Raw genomic sequence first — 16,179 nt, 5'->3', positions numbered from 1 at the left:
GGGCATGCGAAACTTTTCACATGCTCACACGCCGCCTCCCTCGTCGTGCCGCACTGCTCACCGCCGCGGCCCTGCTCGCCCTCACCGGTTGTGGCGGGATGAGCGCCGGCGGCAAGAGCAGCGGTGGCGACGGCAAGGGCTATGTCGACAACGACAGCAGCGGCATCGCGCGGGCGAAGCAGGGCGAGCGCAAGTCGGCCCCCAAGGTCGCCGGCAAGACGCTGGAGGGCAGGGACATCAGCCTCGCCGACTTCAAGGGCAAGGTCGTGGTCCTGAACGTGTGGGGCTCGTGGTGCCCGCCGTGTCGGGCCGAGGCCGCCGACTTCCAGCAAGCGCACACCGAGAACGCCGACAAGGGCGTGCAGTTCCTCGGCATCAACACCCGCGACGCCACCCAGGACAACGCGCTCGCGTTCACCGCGAGCAAGGGCATCACCTACCCGAGCCTGTGGGATCCGGACGCGCGCGAGATCCTGAAGTTCACCGGGAGCCTGAACCCGAACGCCATCCCCAGCACGCTGATCATCGACCGTGAGGGTCGGATCGCGGCCCGGGTGCTGCGTGCGGTCACCATCGACGAACTGCGCTCGATGATCGACCCCGTGCTGAACGAGAAGGTCTGATCGAGGTGCTTCTCGCAGCCCAGGGGATGAACAACACGGTCTACACGGGGTCGCTGCTCGCGGCGATGCCGATCGCCCTGCTCGCGGGGTTGATCTCGTTCTTCTCGCCGTGTGTGCTCCCCCTGGTGCCGGGCTACCTCAGCTACGTCACCGGAGTCTCCGGCGCCGACCTCAAGGACGCCCGACGCGGTCGGCTCTTCCTCGGCGTGCTGCTGTTCGTGCTCGGCTTCACCGCCGTCTTCGTCTCCATGGGCGCCGCCTTCGGCTACTTCGGCCAGACCCTGACCGAACACCAGTCGACGCTCACCAAGGTCTTCGGCGGCGTCACCGTCGTGCTGGGCCTGTCGTTCATGGGCGTACTGCCCGGCCTCCAGCGCGAGTTTCGCGTACACAAACGACCGACCATAGGTCTGGTCGGGGCACCCCTCCTGGGCGTGGTGTTCGGCCTCGGCTGGACCCCGTGCATCGGCCCGACGTTGTCGGCCGTGCTCACCCTGTCCACCAGTGAGGCGAGTGCCAATCGGGGAGCGCTGCTCACGGTCGCGTATTGCCTGGGCCTCGGCGTTCCGTTCCTGCTCACCGCGGTCGCGTTCCGTAAGGCACTCGGTGCGTTCGGGTGGGTCAAGAAGCACTACGTCTGGGTGATGCGCCTGGGCGGCGGCATGCTCGTGCTGCTCGGGGTGCTCATGCTCAGCGGGGCGTGGGACCAGATGATGCGCGAGATGCAGTCGTGGGCCCGGCAATACACGATCGGATTCTGATGAGCATCGAGACCCATCCCGACGACGTCGTCCGGGCCGACCCCGGACCGGACGACGACCCCGAGCGGGTCGCGGCGAGCGAGGTGCGAGCCGGTGCCGGGATGTCCACGGCACCCGCGCAGGACGACGGCGACGAGGAGATCCGCCAACCGCAGTTGGGCGTGGTCGGCTGGCTGCGCTGGCTCTGGCGGCAGCTGACCTCGATGCGCGTCGCGCTGATCCTGCTGTTCCTGCTGTCGATCGCGGCGACGCCGCCGACGCTGATCCCGCAGCGGCCGGTCAGCCCGATCAAGGTCAGCCAGTACTTCCGCGACCACCCCACCCGCGCGAAGATCATGGACAAGTTCCAGCTCTTCGACGTGTTCTCGTCGTGGTGGTTCGCCTCGATCTACATCCTGCTGTTCGTCTCGCTCCTGGGCTGCATCGTGCCGCGCTGCTGGGCGCACGCGAAGACGCTGCGGGCCAAGCCCCCGGAGGCGCCGCGCAACCTCACCCGGATGCCCGCGTACGCCCGATGGGAGACCTCGGCGGACCCGGACACGGTGCTGGCCGCGGCGCGCGCCACGCTGAAGAAGCGGCGCTTTCGGCTCAACCCGGGCAGCGACACGATCGCGGCGGAGAAGGGCTACGCGCGCGAGACCGGCAACCTGCTCTTCCACATCGCGCTGTTCGGCATCCTGGTCGCGTTCGCCCTGGGCAGTCTGTACAGCGTCAAGGGCGGCAAGATCGTGGTCGAGGGCGGCAGCTTCGCCAACGTGCTGACGCAGTACGACGACCGCCAGTTCGGCGCGCTGGTCGACGAGGACAACCTGGAGCCGTTCGGATTCCGGCTGAAGTCGGTCGACCAGACCTTCCAGCCGACCGGCGCCAAGCGCGGCGAGCCGCGCTCGTTCACCGCGCACATCGAGTCCTGGTACGGGCACGAGGGCAAGGACAAGTCGGGCACGATCCGGGTCAACCACCCGCTTGAGGTGGGCGACACCAAGGTCTTCATGATCGCCACGGGCTATGCGCCCGAGGTGACCGTGCGCGATGCCAAGGGCAAGATCGCCTACAAGGGCCCGACGGTGTTCCTGCCGCAGGACGGCAACCGCACCTCGACCGGCGTGATCAAGGTCCCGGACGTCAGCGCCGGACTCAAGCAGCTCGGCTTCGACGCGCAGTTCCTGCCCAGCGCGCCGATGGACCAAGAGGGCAACCTCCTGGTGGACCCCAGGCGCGGTCCGATCTCGGTCTTCCCCTCGTTGCTCAACCCCCGGTTGATGATCAGCGGTTACGAGGGCGACCTGGGCATGGACTCGGGCGTGCCGCAGAACATCTACGCGCTCAAGGCGAACAAGATGTCGAAGTTCATGGACGGCAACGACATCTGGCGCAAGGCGCTCAAGGTCGGCGAAACGGTCGACCTGCCCAACGGCGCCGGCACGATCACCTTCGACGGTGTCAAGACCTGGGCCAACTTCCAGGTCGCCAGCGAGCCCGGCAAGGGGCTCGCGCTGATCAGCACGATCGCCGCGATCGTCGGTCTCGTATTGTCACTGTTCGTACGCCGCCGCCGGATGTGGGTGCGTGCGGCAAAGGGCCCCGACGGCCACACGGTCGTCGAGGTCGGCGGGCTCGCCCGCACCGAGGGTGGGGGCCTCGGCGATGAGGTACAGGAGTTCGTGGACGCGTTGCGCGAGGCCGCGCCGGCGAACTCTCCCGGCACCAAGGTCAAGGAGTGAGCGTGGGCGTCAACGAGAACCTCGCCCAATTCAGCAATGTGCTGATGTATTCGGCGATCGCCGTCTACCTGATGGCGTTCTTCGCCTATTGCATGGAATGGACCTTCGGCAGCAGCGGGGCGGTGGCCAAACGCTCCGCCGACCTGACCGTCGAGGTGCTCGAACCGGCGGCCGCCGCGGGTGCGGGCGGCGGGGTCGCGCTGGCCGAGCGGCCGGTGGTGGTGCTGCGCGACGGCGCGGACGCCGGTGCCGGCGACGACGACGAGGGCAACGTGGCGGGCGGCAGCGAACGTGCCGACCGCATCGGCCGGGTCGCGGTCTCGCTGACCGCACTGGCCTTCCTGCTGCACGCGGGGTCCGTGCTGACGCGCGGCATCTCCGTGGAGCGGGCGCCGTGGGGCAACATGTACGAGTTCTCCACGTCGGTCGCGCTGATGGTGGTCACCGCGTTCCTGGCGCTGCTGTGGAAGTACCCGGTGCGCTGGCTGGGCCTGTTCGTCACGCTGCCGGTGCTCACCACGCTGGGCGTGGCGGTGACGGTGCTGTACACCGACTCCGAGCAGCTGGTCCCGGCGCTGGACTCGTACTGGTTGTGGATCCACGTCGCGTCCGCGATCGTGTCGTTCGGCGCCTTCCACATCGGCGCGCTCGCCTCGATCCTGTTCCTGTTCAAGCAGCGCTACGAGCGCCGGCAGGCCGACCCGGCCGACACCAAGCGGGGCCGCTTCGACGACCAACTGGCCCGCCTGCCCAGCGCGTCGTCGCTGGACAAGACCGCCTACCGGGTCAACGCGATCATCTTCCCGCTATGGACGTTCGCGATCGTGTGCGGCGCGATCTGGGCGGAGAACGCGTGGGGCCGCTACTGGGGCTGGGACCCCAAGGAGGTCTGGTCCTTCATCACGTGGGTGGCCTACGCGGCCTACCTGCACGCGCGTGCCACGGCCGGCTGGAAGGGCTCGAAGGCGGCGGTGGTCTCGCTGGTGGCCTTCTCGTGCTTCCTGTTCAACTACTACGGGGTCAACATCTTCGTGAACGGGCTGCACTCGTACGCGGGCGTGTGATTCGCGAATTCCCTGTCGGGTCCGCCCCGTTGCCCCGGTCGGGGCGACGGGGCGGACCCGTTTCGGCGTTCGCCGCACCCTTCGCACCTTCGGAACTGGCCGATTTCGCCGGTGTCCGGATGGTCACCCAGCGCTATGGTGGCGACCATGGCAGTGGACGAATACCCGGAAAGTGCCCAAGCCGCTCCCACTCCCGAGGAAGTCGGCGCCTCCTACGACGAGTTCGGCGACCTGTACGGGCTGATCCTCGGCGACGCCGCCATCCACGTGGGCATGTGGGTGACGCCGGGCGCACGGACTCGCGCCGCCGGCTTGACCGACCTGGCCAACCTCGCCATGGATCGGCAGACCGACCACTACATCGCCGCCCTGGACCTCGGGCCGGACGACCACCTGCTCGACATCGGCTGCGGCACCGGCGGCCCGGCCCTGCGGGCCGCGCGCGCCGGGGGCCCGGGTCACCGGCATCACCGTCAGCGGCTCCCAGGTGGAACTGTGCCGGGCCCGTGCCGACGAGGCGGGACTCGCCGACCGGGTGGGCTTCGCCCTCGCCGACGCGATGGATCTCGGCAAGGAATACGAGGACGAGTCGTACGACGCCGCCTGGGCCATCGACTCGTTCGCCCACATGGACAATCGCCTCGCCGTGCTGCGCCAGGCGTGGCGCGTACTGCGTCCCGGCGGACGGCTGCTGTTCACCGAATTCACCAAGCGCGGCGAGCCGACCCCGGAGCACCTGGCCGTATGGCGCGCGGTGTGGACGTCCCCGCCGCCCCAGACACCCGCCGCCCTGCTCGAACGGGTCACCACCGAGGCCGGATTCCACCTCGAACGCCTCGAGAACCACACCGACAGCTTCGTGGTCACCGGCGACCTGATGGACATCTTCTACCGCGAGCACCACGAGCGGATCCTGGCCCGATACGGCGCGGAGACGACCGCGAACATGGACGCGGCGATGCCGAAGCTGCGCGAGTTGATCAACGAATACATGGGCTACTTCGTCTTCGTGGTCCGCAAGCCGAACTGACGCGGGCGGCCGGCCCGCCCACCACTGCGCTCGTCGCGTGTGCCTCCTATCCTGGCCCGGTGGCGGTATCACTCACCGCCGGGGAGGGGGGAGCATGTCATCCCGCATATCCATATCGGGAGTTCGCGACGCGGTCCTGATCACCGGTGTGCTGATCGGCGCCATCTGGGTGGTCCAGGTGATCAACTACGCGACCGACGACTCGCTGCTGACGCACGGGGTGACACCGCGGCGGGCGGACGAACTGCCCGACATCCTCACCGCGCCGTTCCTGCACTTCGGGATCGGGCACATCGTGTCCAACACGTTTCCGCTGATGCTGCTCGGCTTCCTGGCCGCGCTGCGGGGAGTCGCCCGGTTCCTGACCGTGCTCCTCGTGATCACGGTGGTCGGTGGGCTGGGGGTGTGGCTCACCTCGCCGTCGGGGTCGAACTCGGCGGGCGCGAGCATCCTGGTCTTCGGCCTGTTCGGGTACCTGGTCGTGCGCGGCTTCGCCGATCGACGCGTGCTCGACGTGCTGATCGGCTTCGCGGTAGTGGCCCTGTACGGCAGCTCGTTCGCGATCGGGATCCTCCCGGTAGCGGAGGGCGTCTCATGGCAGGGCCACCTGTTCGGCCTGATCGGCGGAGCGATCGCGGCAGTAGCACTACGCCGCCGCCCCACCGACCGCCGCGACCCGTCGCAACCTTCGCTCGACGGCTTGCCGACCATTTGACCGGCGCTGCCGACGCGAGCAGCTCTCCGCGAGCCGAGGCGGCTGTCGTCGCCGCCTCCGGCTACGGACGCAGGCCCCGGATGCCCAGGTCCAGCAGGGCACAGACGAACAGGGCGATGCCGATGAAGCCGTTCGTGGTGAAGAAGGCCCGGTTGAGTTTGCTCAGGTCGTTCGGCTTGAGCAGGCTGTGTTCGTAGACGAAGGCCGCCGCCACGATCAGCAGCCCCAGCCACCAGAAGAAGCCCGCGCCGGTAAGGGCGCCGAACCAGACGAGCAGCAGCGTGGTCACCACATGGCTGACCTTGGAGGCGTTCAGCGCGGCGGCGATGCCCCACTTGGCCGGCACGCTCTTGACGCCGTGCGCGCGGTCGGCGGCGACGTCCTGGCAGCCGAAGATCAGGTCGAAGCCGCCGATCCAGGTGCCCACGGCCAGGCCCAGGACCACCGCCTCCCACGACCACGAGCCGGTGATCGCCAACCACGCGCCGACCGGGCCGATCGCCTGCGCGATGCCCAGGATCGCGTGCGGGACGTTGGTGAAACGTTTGCCGTACGGGTAGATCACCATCGGGATCACCGCCACCGGCGCGAGCGCCAGGCACAGCGGGTTCAGCAGCGCGGCGGCCAGCAGGTAGAAGAACAGCGCGACCAGCGCGCCGACCCACGCGGTGCGTACCGAGACCGCGCCGGTGACCAACTCCCGCGTGGCGGTGCGCGGATTGCGCGCGTCGATCTCCCGGTCGATGATCCGGTTGCAGGCCATCGCGAACGTGCGCAGCCCGACCATCGCCACGGTGACCAGGAACAGCTCCCAGTAGTGCAGCCGTTCATCGGTCTCGTACATCGCGGTGAAGGCCGCGATGTAGGCGAACGGCAACGCGAACACCGAGTGCTCGATCAGCACCAGACGCAGGAACGCCTTGACCCGGCCGGCCTCCGACGGCGCTCCGGGAGCGGGTAGAGCGGCGGACGTCACAGCCCGTATTCCTTCCATCGGCGGGTCACCTTGGCGGCGGTCTCCGGATCCGACACGACCATCTCCGGCCAGCCGCCGTCGCGGATGTAGCCCTCCTCGGGCAGCTTGCGGGTCGCGTCGATGCCCGCCTTGCCGCCCCAGAACTGTTGGTAGGACGCGTGGTCGAGGTGGTCCACGGGCCCCTCGACCAGCATCAGGTCGCGCGCGTAGTCGGTGTTGCCGAACGCCCGCCACGCGACCTCGTGGTAGTCGTGCACGTCGCAGTCGGCATCCACCACCACGATCAGCTTGGTCAGCGACATCATGTGCGCGCCCCAGATGGCGCTCATCACCTTCTGCGCGTGCTTGGGGTACTTCTTGTCGATCGAGACGATCGCGCAGTTGTGGAAGCCGCCCGCCTCGGGCAGGTCGTAGTCCACGATGTCCGGCACGATGATCTTGAGCAGCGGCAGGAAGAACCGCTCGGTCGCCTTGCCCAGCGGCCCGTCCTCGGTCGGCGGCCGGCCCACCACGATCGACTGGAGCAGGGGCTTCTCGCGCATCGTCACGCAGTCGATGGTCAGCGCCGGGAACGGCTCCTGCGGGGTGTAGAAGCCGGTGTGGTCGCCGAAGGGGCCCTCGGGCAACATCTCGCCCGGGGTCAACCAGCCCTCGAGCACCACCTCGGCCTCGGCCGGGACCTGGAGCGGCACGCTCACGCAGTCGACCATCTCGATCCGCTTGCCGCCGATGAAGCCGGCGAACAGGTACTCGTCGATGTCCCCGGGCAGCGGCGCGGTGGACGCGTACGTCACCGCCGGCGGGCACCCGAACGCGATCGCCACCGGCAGTCGCTCACCGCGCTTGGCGGCCACCTGGTAGTGGTTGCGGCTGTCCTTGTGGATCTGCCAGTGCATCCCGATCGTGCGCTTGTCGTGCCGCTGGAGCCGGTACAGCCCCAGGTTGCGCACGCCTGTGTCGGGGTCCTTGGTGTGGGTCAGGCCCAGGTTGTAGAACGAACCGCCGTCCTCGGGCCAGGTGAACAGCGCCGGGATGGTGTCCAGGTCGACCTCGTCGCCCTTGTACACCACCTGCTGGCACGGCGCGTCCTTGATCTTCTTCGGCGGAATGTGCGCGACCGCGCCGAGCTTGCCGAACGCCTCGCGGATCCCGCCGAAACCCTGCGGCAGTTCGGGCTTGAGCAGGCCGCCGATCTTCTCCGACAACTCGTCGTAGCTCTTCAGCCCGAGCGCCATCAGCATGCGCTCGTCGGTGCCGTAGACGTTCATCGCCAGCGGCATCGAACTGCCCTTGACGTTCTCGAAGAGCAGCGCCGGGCCCTTGGCCTTGTTCACCCGATCGGTGATCTCGCCGACCTCGAGATGTGGATCGACCTCGGCGCGCACGCGCTTGAGGTCACCGCGCTTCTCCAGTGCCTTCAGGAAAGCGCGCAAGGTCCCGTATGCCATGCGTGCCAGTATCCGATACGGACTCGCCGGACCCGCACGCGCACCCGCCCGCTCGGGCTACGTTGGTGCCTTCGTGCCGGGCAGGGACGGGCAGGGAGGGGTACATGCTCACGGTCGCTTCGGAATTGCGTTCGGTGGTCGTTCACGCCGTCGGGGCGGTATGCGTACGAAATTGCGAGGTGGACCTGCCGGCGGAGGCGTCGGGGCCGGTACAGGTGCGGGTGACCGGCTTCCCGTTGACCGCGTACGGCGACCGGTTGCGGGCGCGCGTGGTCGGGGGCGATGCGGGCGTACGGGTCACCGACGTGCGGCCCGTCGTCGACGTCGAGGTGGTCGACGACGCGGATCTGCCGGACGTACTGCGCGACCTGGAGGCCGCCGAGTCGCGGCTGCGGGCGCTGCGCGAGCGGCGGGCCCGACTGGACGCCGAGCTGGGCCGGATCGCCGGCCTGGAGCCGGTGTCGCCGCCCGTGCGCCGCGGCGACCCGCCGCGCACCGCGCCGGTGTCCGCGCTGCTGGAGCTGGCCGCTTTCGCCGACGAGCGGTCGGCGGCGCTGCACGAGCGGATCACCGCCTGCGACGCGGAGATCCGCGAGGCGATGCGCGACGTGGACGTGTACCGCTTCCGGCTCAACGCCGGGTCCGGCGCCGCGCGGACCGAGCGGGCCCAGGCGTCCGGGACCGCCGTGGTCACCCTGGAGCACACCGGCGGGGCCGGCCCGGTCGAACTCGCGGTGGAGTACCACGTGCCCGGCGCGCGCTGGGCGCCGATGTACCAGCTGCGCCTGGACGAGGCGATGACCGGCGGCACGCTGGTGATGCGGGCCTGCGTCGCGCAGCGCACCGGCGAGGACTGGTCCGACGTGCGGCTCGGGCTGTCCACCGCCGACCTGGCCCGCGGTTCCGACCTGCCCGAGCTCAAGTCGCTGCGGCTGGGCCGGCGGCAGAGCGCGCCCGCGCACGCGGGGTGGCGCGAGCCGCCGACCGGCCTGGCCGACCTGTTCGCGGGATACGACGCGAGTCGGGCCGAGCGGCTGCGGCCGACGTACGGCGTACCCGCGGCGGCGGCCGCCGGAGGGGCCGTGCCGAGCGAACTCATGGAGGACGAGGACCGGATCGTGTACCGGGCCGCGCCGCCGCCCGCCCCGATCACTGCGGCCCCGGCGCCCCTGGCCGCGCCGATCGCGCCCGGCGGTTACGGCGGCCCGCCCCCGCCGGCCGCCGCCCGCCCCGCCCCGCGCAGCCGCTTCCGGCGCGGTGCCTCGGCCGAGGCGGCCGAGGGCGACGCGTACGGGGGCGCCGGCTTCGCCGCGTTCCAGGAGTCCGGTTTCGCGCCCATGGCCGAGGTCGACGCGCGCTTCGTCGGGGCCGACGAGGCCTCGCCGGCCCCGACCGAGCCGGGCGCCGACCTGCTCGACTACGCCGCGCTCGAACTGCGCGGCGCCGACGACGAACCGCAGGACCGGGGCCGGTTGCGCGCCGCGGCGTCCGGACCGGGCGGCGTGGCGGCGGAATATCGCCGGCGCGCCGACGAGGTCACTCGGCTCACGCTGCCCGAGCATGCGCTCGCGCCGCGCGACGCGGCCGGGTCGTTCGACTACCGCTTCGACACCGCGGCCCCGGCCGAGGTGGCGGCGGACGGCGCGTGGCACACCATCCCGGTGTGCGAGATCGAGATCGGCCTCGACCCCGAGTTCGTGTGTGTACCCGCCCTGGACGACGCGGTGTTCGGCACCGTCGTACTCGCCAACGCCTCCCCCCACGCGCTGCTCGCGGGGCCGGCCGACGTGTCGGTGGCGGGCGAGTTCCTGATGACCGTGCCGCTGCCGACGCTGGCGCCGGGTGCGCGCGAGCGGGTCGGGGTGGGCGTGGTGGAGAGCGTGCAGGTCTCGCGCAACGCGCACATGCGCGAGTCGACCGCGGGCCTGCGCGGCGGCACCGTCGTCCTCGACCACCGCATCGAGGTGGAGGCGGTCAACCACCTCGCCCGGCCGATCCGGCTCGACATCCTGGAGCGGGTCCCGGTCACCGACGACAAGGACGTGCGGATCGAGGAGCACGACGGCGCCCCGCGCTGGGTCGAGGACACCGAGCTGCGCGACGGACGACACGTCGCCGGCGCGCGGGTGTGGCACGTCGAACTCGCCCCGGGCGAGCGCAAAAACCTGACCGGCGGCTACGAGATCCGGATCCCGGCGGCGAAGGCCGTGGTCGGCGGCAACAGGAGGGTTTGAGATGACGCAGCCGATGGCTCGGCCGACGACGCAACCGACGGCTCGACCGACACGTACGCAGGGCGCGCCGGCGGAGCCCAAGCCGGAGTCGTTGCCGATCACCGCGGTGACCTGCCTGGAGGACCGGGCCCAGGTGACCCGGTCCGGCCGGATCGTCCTGACCGAGGGGGTACGGCGGGTCCTGATCGGGCCGGTGACCCCCCTCGCGGTGGATCGGTCGCTGCGCGCCGAGGTGGTCGCCGACGACGGCACCGCGACCGCGATCGACGCGCGGGTGCTGCGCACGTACACCCCCGAACCCGCGAACGGCCCGGGTTCGGATGCCTCCGAACTGCGGCGACTCGTCCACGAGTTGAGCACCAAGGACAACGAACTGACGCGGCGCGAGGAGCGGTTGCGCGGCCGACTCGCGCTGATCACGCGGGCCGAGCACGAGTTGCGCCGGGAGATCGTCGAACACACCGGCTACGGGGCCACCGATCCGCAGCGCTGGGCCGGCGAACTCGACCGGCTCTCCGCCGAGGCCGAGCAGCGGTTCGCCGACCTGCACGCGCTGACCGAGGAGAAGAGTGCGCTGACCCGCCGGTCGCGCGACGCGCAGGCGGCCCTCGACCTCGCCGAGCGGGCTCCGGAGGAGCTGACCGCGACCGTCGAGGTGGTGATCGACGCGGACCGGGCGGGTTCGGCCGAGCTGCGCGTGACGCACCTGGTGCCCTGCGCGCTGTGGCGGCCGGCCTACCGCGCGACGCTGGCTTGCGACCGTCGCTCGATCGAGCTGGAGTGCGACGCCATGGTCTGGCAGCGCACCGGCGAGGACTGGTCCGGGGTCGCGCTGTCCCTGTCCACCGCGCGGCCGACCCTGGCCGCGCGGCCGCCGAGCCTGGTCGAGGACCGGCTCACCCTGCGCGAGCGCACCCAGGAGGAGAAGAAGCAGGTCGAGGTGGACCTGCGCGAGGAGGACATCGCCGCGGTCGGCAAGGTCGCGGCCGGCTCCTCGGGCTCCGCCGAGCTGCCCGGCGTGGACGACGGCGGCGAGGTCCGGGTACTGGCCGCGCCCGGGCCGGTGGAGGTGCCCGGCGACGGCCGCCCGCACCGGGTCCGGCTGACCACGTTCTCCGCCGACTGCACGCCCGAGGCCGCGTGCGCACCGGAGTTGTCGGAGTACGTGAGCCAGGTCGTGCGGTTCGCCAACGACGCGGGGCACGTGCTGCTCGCGGGTCCGGTGGAGCTGGTGCGCGGCAGCGGCTACGTCGGACGCGGGCAGCTCGACTTCGCCGCGCCGGGCGAGGAGGTGCGGTTGCCGTTCGGGAGCGAGGACGACTTCCGGGTGGTCCGCGAGGTCACCGAGTCGCGCACCACGGCGGCGCTCACCGGGCGCACGGTGATCACCCGTACCGTGACCGTCTTCGTCTCGCACATCGCGGCGCCGGGTGCCGAGGCGCCCGGGACGGTGGTGCTGCGCGAGCGGGTACCGGTGTCGGAGGTGTCGGCGGTCGAGGTCAAGGTGCGCCGCGACCTGTCGGAGCCGGCCCCGGACGCGGTCGACGACCAGGGGATCGTGCGCTACGACGTGGCGCTGTCGGCCGGCGAGCGGCGGCGGTTGACGCTGGTGTACGAGCTGCACGCGTCGGGCAAGGTCACCGGGTTGTGAGCGATCCGGTGTTCATGAGGCCGACCGTTTACGCTGGATGGGAGACACACCTCAGTACAGAGTTCCGAGTACCAGTCAGGGAGACCGATTCATGCTCAGGGTCCTGCCAATCCTGCTGGCCCTCGGCGTGCTCGTCTACGCCTTCATCGACTGCCTGACCACCGACGAGAAGCAGGTCCGCAACCTCTCCAAGGTGATGTGGGTCCTGATTCTGCTGGTCTCCTTCCCGGTCCCGTTCCTGGGGCCGATCGGCTGGTTCGTCGCCGGGCGGCCCAAGCGGGAGCGCGTCGGTGGCGGGACGGTCTTCGGTGGTCGCGGTCGCGGCGCGCAGTTGGCCCCCGACGACAATCCCGAGTTCCTGGCGTCCCTGGCCAAGGACGGCAAGGCGGCCGACGCGCCCAAGCCCGGCACCGACGAGGACGAGATGTTGCGGCGCTGGGAGGAAGACCTCAAGCACCGCGAGGACGACCTGCGCAGCCCCGACCAGGACAACCCGGAAGGGCGCGCGAAGGACAAGGACTGACTCGCGCTGTGCGACCCGAACGCCGACCGTGATGCGGTCGGCGTTCGCGTTTTCACAGCGCGGCGGCCACCTCGGCCGCCGCCTCCGCGAGCAGTCGGCCGGTGCGCTCCAGGGTGCGGCCGTCGGTGCGCGGCGCGAAGCCGCGCAGGCTCAGGATCAGTACGAGGTCGCCGTCCGGGGCGTGCACCGGCGCGCTGATCGCGCCCACCCGGTAGTCCCGGTCGGCCTCCAACTCGTCGATCTGTCCGCCGTCGGAGCCGCCGATCTCGGCCGCGATCTCCTCGAGCAGGGTGCGCAGCCGGGCCGCCGACGCGCCCGCACCGAGCGTGTCCAGGCCCTCCAGGTGCTCGTCCAACTCGCCCAGCGTCTCGCCCAGTCGGGTCTCCACGTCGGTGACCAGCTCGATCGCGAACCCGGCGCGCCGCGCGTTGTCGATGGCGTGCTCCATCCGGGCCCGCGCGGTGGGCTCGTCGGCCTCGTCCAGCCAGCGGCGGACCGTCTGCTCGTCGGCCCAGGGCACGTAGCCGATGCCCAGCGGCGGGGTGATCGGGGCCTGGGCGCCGATGTGCGGCCGGTGCGGCTCCGCGCCCGGTGCGCGCACCACCTCCGCGATGGCCACGTGCCGCTCCCCGGGGGTCATCGCGAAGCAGGTCAGCCCGGTCTCGTCGCGCAGCCGGCGCATCACCGGCCGGGCCACGTCGAGCACGCCGAGTCCGCGCGCGGCGGCGCGCCCGACCGCGACCAGGGCCGGGCCGAGCCGGTAGGTGCGCCGGGTGGGGTGGCGGATCAGCCAGCCCAGTGAGGTCAGGCTCGCCAGCATCGGATGGCAGGTCGCGGGGGTCACCGCGAGGTGCCGGGCGATCTCGGACAGGGTCAGCCCCTCGGCGGGCCGTTCGGCGATCGCGTCGATCAGCGAGACGAGTCGGTCGGTCTGTGGCGAGGGGCGTGGGGCCATGGCGGGACCATACCGGATGGAACCCGTGATCTTTTCGCATAGTGCGCATCTTGACTCGCACAATGCGCAGCCGTACGGTCTGCCCACCTTACCGGGGAGGCTGCTGTGAACGACCTCGAAACTCCTGTGCACGACGTCGGGACCCCCGCCTACGACCTCAAGATCGTCAACGCCACGATCGTCGACGGCACCGGCGCGGATCGGTTCGCCGGCGACATCGGGATCCGGGACGGACTGATCGTCGCGGTGCGCCGGCACGACGGCCCCGATCCGGCCCTGGACGGCGCCGCGACCGAGACGATCGACGCGGCCGGCCGGCTGGTCACGCCGGGCTTCGTCGACATCCACACCCACTACGACGGCCAGGCCACCTGGGACGAGGTGCTCGACCCGTCCACCTCGCACGGGGTGACCACGGTGGTCTCCGGGAACTGCGGGGTCGGCTTCGCCCCGGTGCGGCCGGGTCGCGAGGACTGGCTGATCCGGTTGATGGAGGGCGTCGAGGACATCCCCGGCACCGCGCTGGCCGAGGGCATGACGTGGGGCTGGGAGACGTTCCCCGAATACCTGGACGTGCTGGAGCGGCGTACCTTCGCCGCCGACATCGGCGTCCAGGTCGCGCACGGCGCGGTCCGGGCGTACGCGATGGGCGAGCGGGGGGCGCGCAACGAGCCGGCCACGGCCGAGGACATCGCGGCGATGGCGGCGATCGTCACCGAGGCGATCGAGGCCGGCGCGCTGGGCTTTTCCACCTCGCGCACCGTCGCGCACAAGGCGATGGGCGGCGAGCCGGTGCCGGGCACCTTCGCCACGGAGGACGAACTCTTCGGCCTGGGCCGGGCGATGGCCGCGGGCGGGCGGGCCGTGTTCGAACTGGCGCCGACCGGTTCGTCCGGCGAGGACATCGTCAAGCCCGCCTCCGAGGTGGCCTGGATGCGTCGACTCGCCGCCGAGATCGGCATGCCGGTGTCGTTCGCGCTGCTCCAGGTGAACGCGGCGCCGCAGTTGTGGCGCGAGCTGATGGCCGAGTCGCAGGCGGCGAACGAGGCGGGCGCGCAACTGCATCCGCAGATCGCGGGGCGCCCGTTCGGGATGCTGACCGGGTTCGGCACCCGCAACGCGTTCAGCAAACGACCGACCTTCCGGGCGCTGGACGACCGGCGCTTGGCGGGCGACTTGAACGACGCGGCGTTCGCGGCCGAGTTGGCCCGGCCCGAGGTCAAGGCGGCGATCCTGGCCGAGCCGGACCTGCCCAGCGATCCGAACATCCCCGGCGACTCGGTCAACCTGGCGATGCAGTACATGCTGGACCGGATGTATCCGATGGACCCGGTCCCGGACTACGAGCCGCTGCCGGACCGGACCGTGGTCGCGATCGCGCGGGCCGGCGGCGAGGAGCCGTTGGCGACGCTGTACGACCTGCAACTGGCCGACGACGCGCGGACCACGCTGATGGTGCCGATGTTCAACTACTCCGACGGCGACCACGAGGCGATCCGGGAGATGCTGACCCACCCGGCGAGCGTGTTCGGCCTGGCCGACGGCGGCGCGCACTGCTCGATGATCTGCGACGCGTCCCAGCCCACGTTCCTGCTCACCCACTGGGCCCGCGACCGCACCCGCGGCGAGCGGCTGCCGCTGGAATTCCTGATCCGCAAGCAGACGATGGACACCGCCGCGCTGTACGGCCTGACCGACCGGGGCGTGATCGCCGAGGGCAAACGCGCCGACCTGAACGTGATCGACCCGGACACCCTCACCCTGCACCGCCCCCGCATGGTCCACGACCTCCCGGCCGGCGGCGGCCGCATGCTCCAGCAGGCCACCGGCTACGTAGCCACGATCGTCGCCGGCGAAATAACCCGCCGCAACGGCCAAGACACCGGCGCCCGCCCGGGTCGCCTGATCCGCGGCGCCCGCTGACCCACGCCCGGCGGTCCACCGTGTGGAACACGCGAACGACGGTGCGGATCACCGACCCGCACCGTCGTTTCGACCACTACGGCGCGCGCAACCCCGCCACGAGCGATGCCCATGCCCCCGTGTCGAGGGGAACCACCGGCGAAGCCGCGAGCTTGCTGTCGCGTACGCCCATCGCCCGGTCGCCGAAGGTGGCCACCTCGACGCAGTTCTCCTCCTCGGTGTAGGAGGACTTCCGCCACTTCACAGGTTGGTCTCGATCGCCGTGCATGCTTCCCGCCTTTTCCTGTCGATCAACTCGAGCGAGGCAGCCGGATCGAGCAGCGTCGGGCGAGTCAGGTAGATGCCGAGTACATAGTTGGGACTCTGGAGTGGCCCCGGGATGTACACACTCTCGTATGAGCGAATGCTCAGCGCGTCGCGCTCCAAGGTCATCAACCGATGCAGGCGCTCGGGAACCTCGTCCACCAACCGAGCCCACTCTCCGTCCTCCGGGACGGACGGCGAATCTGCCGGACACTGACACCGAGTCGGTACCCGAACTCCAACGCTTTG

At 70.8% G+C, this 16,179-nt stretch carries 15 protein-coding genes; 10 read left to right on the top strand and 5 right to left on the bottom strand.

Going from position 1 to position 16,179, the window contains the following annotated elements:
* Positions 1-20: 20 nt before the first annotated feature.
* From ACMXN5_RS13325 to ACMXN5_RS13300, 6 genes are all read left to right on the top strand, one after another.
* Positions 21-623: a TlpA family protein disulfide reductase gene (locus ACMXN5_RS13325; RefSeq protein WP_395794192.1), complete on the top strand. Its 603-nt coding sequence runs from the start codon at positions 21-23 to the stop codon at positions 621-623.
* A gap of 26 nt (positions 624-649) precedes the next feature.
* Positions 650-1,384, top strand: a complete 735-nt coding sequence (locus ACMXN5_RS13320) for a cytochrome c biogenesis CcdA family protein (RefSeq protein WP_439677999.1) — start codon at positions 650-652, stop codon at positions 1,382-1,384.
* Entirely contained in the window at positions 1,384-3,108 is a 1,725-nt protein-coding gene (gene resB / locus ACMXN5_RS13315) for a cytochrome c biogenesis protein ResB (RefSeq protein ID WP_439675440.1), read from the top strand. Before ACMXN5_RS13320 ends, resB begins: the two co-directional genes overlap by 1 nt.
* A 44-nt stretch (positions 3,109-3,152) precedes the next feature.
* Positions 3,153-4,172 carry a c-type cytochrome biogenesis protein CcsB gene (ccsB, locus tag ACMXN5_RS13310; RefSeq protein WP_395794460.1) on the top strand — a complete coding sequence of 340 codons (1,020 nt, stop codon included), beginning with the start codon at positions 3,153-3,155 and terminating at the stop codon, positions 4,170-4,172.
* Between the two features lie 340 nt (positions 4,173-4,512).
* Positions 4,513-5,202, top strand: a complete 690-nt coding sequence (locus tag ACMXN5_RS13305; RefSeq protein WP_439677998.1) for an SAM-dependent methyltransferase — start codon at positions 4,513-4,515, stop codon at positions 5,200-5,202.
* A gap of 94 nt (positions 5,203-5,296) precedes the next feature.
* Positions 5,297-5,917: a rhomboid family intramembrane serine protease gene (locus ACMXN5_RS13300; protein WP_439675439.1), complete on the top strand. Its 621-nt coding sequence runs from the start codon at positions 5,297-5,299 to the stop codon at positions 5,915-5,917.
* A gap of 61 nt (positions 5,918-5,978) precedes the next feature.
* Here ACMXN5_RS13300 and mqnP read toward each other — a convergent pair whose 3' ends face one another.
* The gene (mqnP, locus tag ACMXN5_RS13295; RefSeq protein ID WP_439675438.1) at positions 5,979-6,893 is read right to left on the bottom strand and encodes a menaquinone biosynthesis prenyltransferase MqnP; all 915 of its coding nucleotides are present in this window, start codon (positions 6,891-6,893) and stop codon (positions 5,979-5,981) included.
* Positions 6,890-8,341 (bottom strand): menaquinone biosynthesis decarboxylase, encoded by a 1,452-nt coding sequence (locus ACMXN5_RS13290; RefSeq protein WP_439675437.1) that lies wholly within the window; start codon positions 8,339-8,341, stop codon positions 6,890-6,892. The genes mqnP and ACMXN5_RS13290 overlap by 4 nt, the downstream gene beginning before the upstream one ends.
* A gap of 104 nt (positions 8,342-8,445) precedes the next feature.
* Between ACMXN5_RS13290 and ACMXN5_RS13285 the strand changes: the two genes are divergently transcribed.
* The 3 genes from ACMXN5_RS13285 (at position 8,446) to ACMXN5_RS13275 (ending at position 12,749) form a co-directional block, all read left to right on the top strand.
* Positions 8,446-10,575 (top strand): DUF4139 domain-containing protein, encoded by a 2,130-nt coding sequence (locus tag ACMXN5_RS13285; protein ID WP_439675436.1) that lies wholly within the window; start codon positions 8,446-8,448, stop codon positions 10,573-10,575.
* 1 nt (position 10,576) lies between these two features.
* Positions 10,577-12,226 (top strand): DUF4139 domain-containing protein, encoded by a 1,650-nt coding sequence (locus ACMXN5_RS13280; RefSeq protein WP_439675435.1) that lies wholly within the window; start codon positions 10,577-10,579, stop codon positions 12,224-12,226.
* A 91-nt stretch (positions 12,227-12,317) separates the two neighbouring features.
* The gene (locus ACMXN5_RS13275) at positions 12,318-12,749 is read left to right on the top strand and encodes a PLD nuclease N-terminal domain-containing protein (protein ID WP_439675434.1); all 432 of its coding nucleotides are present in this window, start codon (positions 12,318-12,320) and stop codon (positions 12,747-12,749) included.
* Between the two features lie 52 nt (positions 12,750-12,801).
* Here the strand turns inward: ACMXN5_RS13275 and ACMXN5_RS13270 are convergent, their stop codons facing one another.
* Positions 12,802-13,704 (bottom strand): IclR family transcriptional regulator, encoded by a 903-nt coding sequence (locus tag ACMXN5_RS13270; protein WP_439675433.1) that lies wholly within the window; start codon positions 13,702-13,704, stop codon positions 12,802-12,804.
* 105 nt (positions 13,705-13,809) lie between these two features.
* Between ACMXN5_RS13270 and ACMXN5_RS13265 the strand changes: the two genes are divergently transcribed.
* Positions 13,810-15,627 carry an N-acyl-D-amino-acid deacylase family protein gene (locus ACMXN5_RS13265; RefSeq protein ID WP_439675432.1) on the top strand — a complete coding sequence of 606 codons (1,818 nt, stop codon included), beginning with the start codon at positions 13,810-13,812 and terminating at the stop codon, positions 15,625-15,627.
* 76 nt (positions 15,628-15,703) lie between these two features.
* Here ACMXN5_RS13265 and ACMXN5_RS13260 read toward each other — a convergent pair whose 3' ends face one another.
* Entirely contained in the window at positions 15,704-15,871 is a 168-nt protein-coding gene (locus tag ACMXN5_RS13260) for a DUF397 domain-containing protein (RefSeq protein WP_439675431.1), read from the bottom strand.
* The gene (locus ACMXN5_RS13255; RefSeq protein WP_439675430.1) at positions 15,868-16,092 is read right to left on the bottom strand and encodes a Scr1 family TA system antitoxin-like transcriptional regulator; all 225 of its coding nucleotides are present in this window, start codon (positions 16,090-16,092) and stop codon (positions 15,868-15,870) included. Before ACMXN5_RS13255 ends, ACMXN5_RS13260 begins: the two co-directional genes overlap by 4 nt.
* Positions 16,093-16,179: the final 87 nt, after the last annotated feature.

Origin of the sequence: Embleya australiensis, assembly GCF_051903075.1 — a bacterium.
Lineage (GTDB): Bacteria > Actinomycetota > Actinomycetes > Streptomycetales > Streptomycetaceae > Embleya.
This window is presented reverse-complemented; position numbering and strand designations above follow the sequence as displayed.

Excerpts from the sequence above, each read along its gene's own strand:
- ACMXN5_RS13325 (WP_395794192.1), top strand. The coding sequence starts at position 21 with ATGCTCACACGCCGCCTCCCTCGTCGTGCCGCACTGCTCACCGCCGCG.
- ACMXN5_RS13320 (WP_439677999.1), top strand. The coding sequence starts at position 650 with ATGAACAACACGGTCTACACGGGGTCGCTGCTCGCGGCGATGCCGATC.
- resB (WP_439675440.1), top strand. The coding sequence starts at position 1,384 with ATGAGCATCGAGACCCATCCCGACGACGTCGTCCGGGCCGACCCCGGA.
- ccsB (WP_395794460.1), top strand. The coding sequence starts at position 3,153 with ATGTATTCGGCGATCGCCGTCTACCTGATGGCGTTCTTCGCCTATTGC.
- ACMXN5_RS13300 (WP_439675439.1), top strand. The coding sequence starts at position 5,297 with ATGTCATCCCGCATATCCATATCGGGAGTTCGCGACGCGGTCCTGATC.
- ACMXN5_RS13290 (WP_439675437.1), bottom strand. The coding sequence starts at position 8,341 with ATGGCATACGGGACCTTGCGCGCTTTCCTGAAGGCACTGGAGAAGCGC.
- ACMXN5_RS13285 (WP_439675436.1), top strand. The coding sequence starts at position 8,446 with ATGCTCACGGTCGCTTCGGAATTGCGTTCGGTGGTCGTTCACGCCGTC.
- ACMXN5_RS13280 (WP_439675435.1), top strand. The coding sequence starts at position 10,577 with ATGACGCAGCCGATGGCTCGGCCGACGACGCAACCGACGGCTCGACCG.
- ACMXN5_RS13275 (WP_439675434.1), top strand. The coding sequence starts at position 12,318 with ATGCTCAGGGTCCTGCCAATCCTGCTGGCCCTCGGCGTGCTCGTCTAC.
- ACMXN5_RS13270 (WP_439675433.1), bottom strand. The coding sequence starts at position 13,704 with ATGGCCCCACGCCCCTCGCCACAGACCGACCGACTCGTCTCGCTGATC.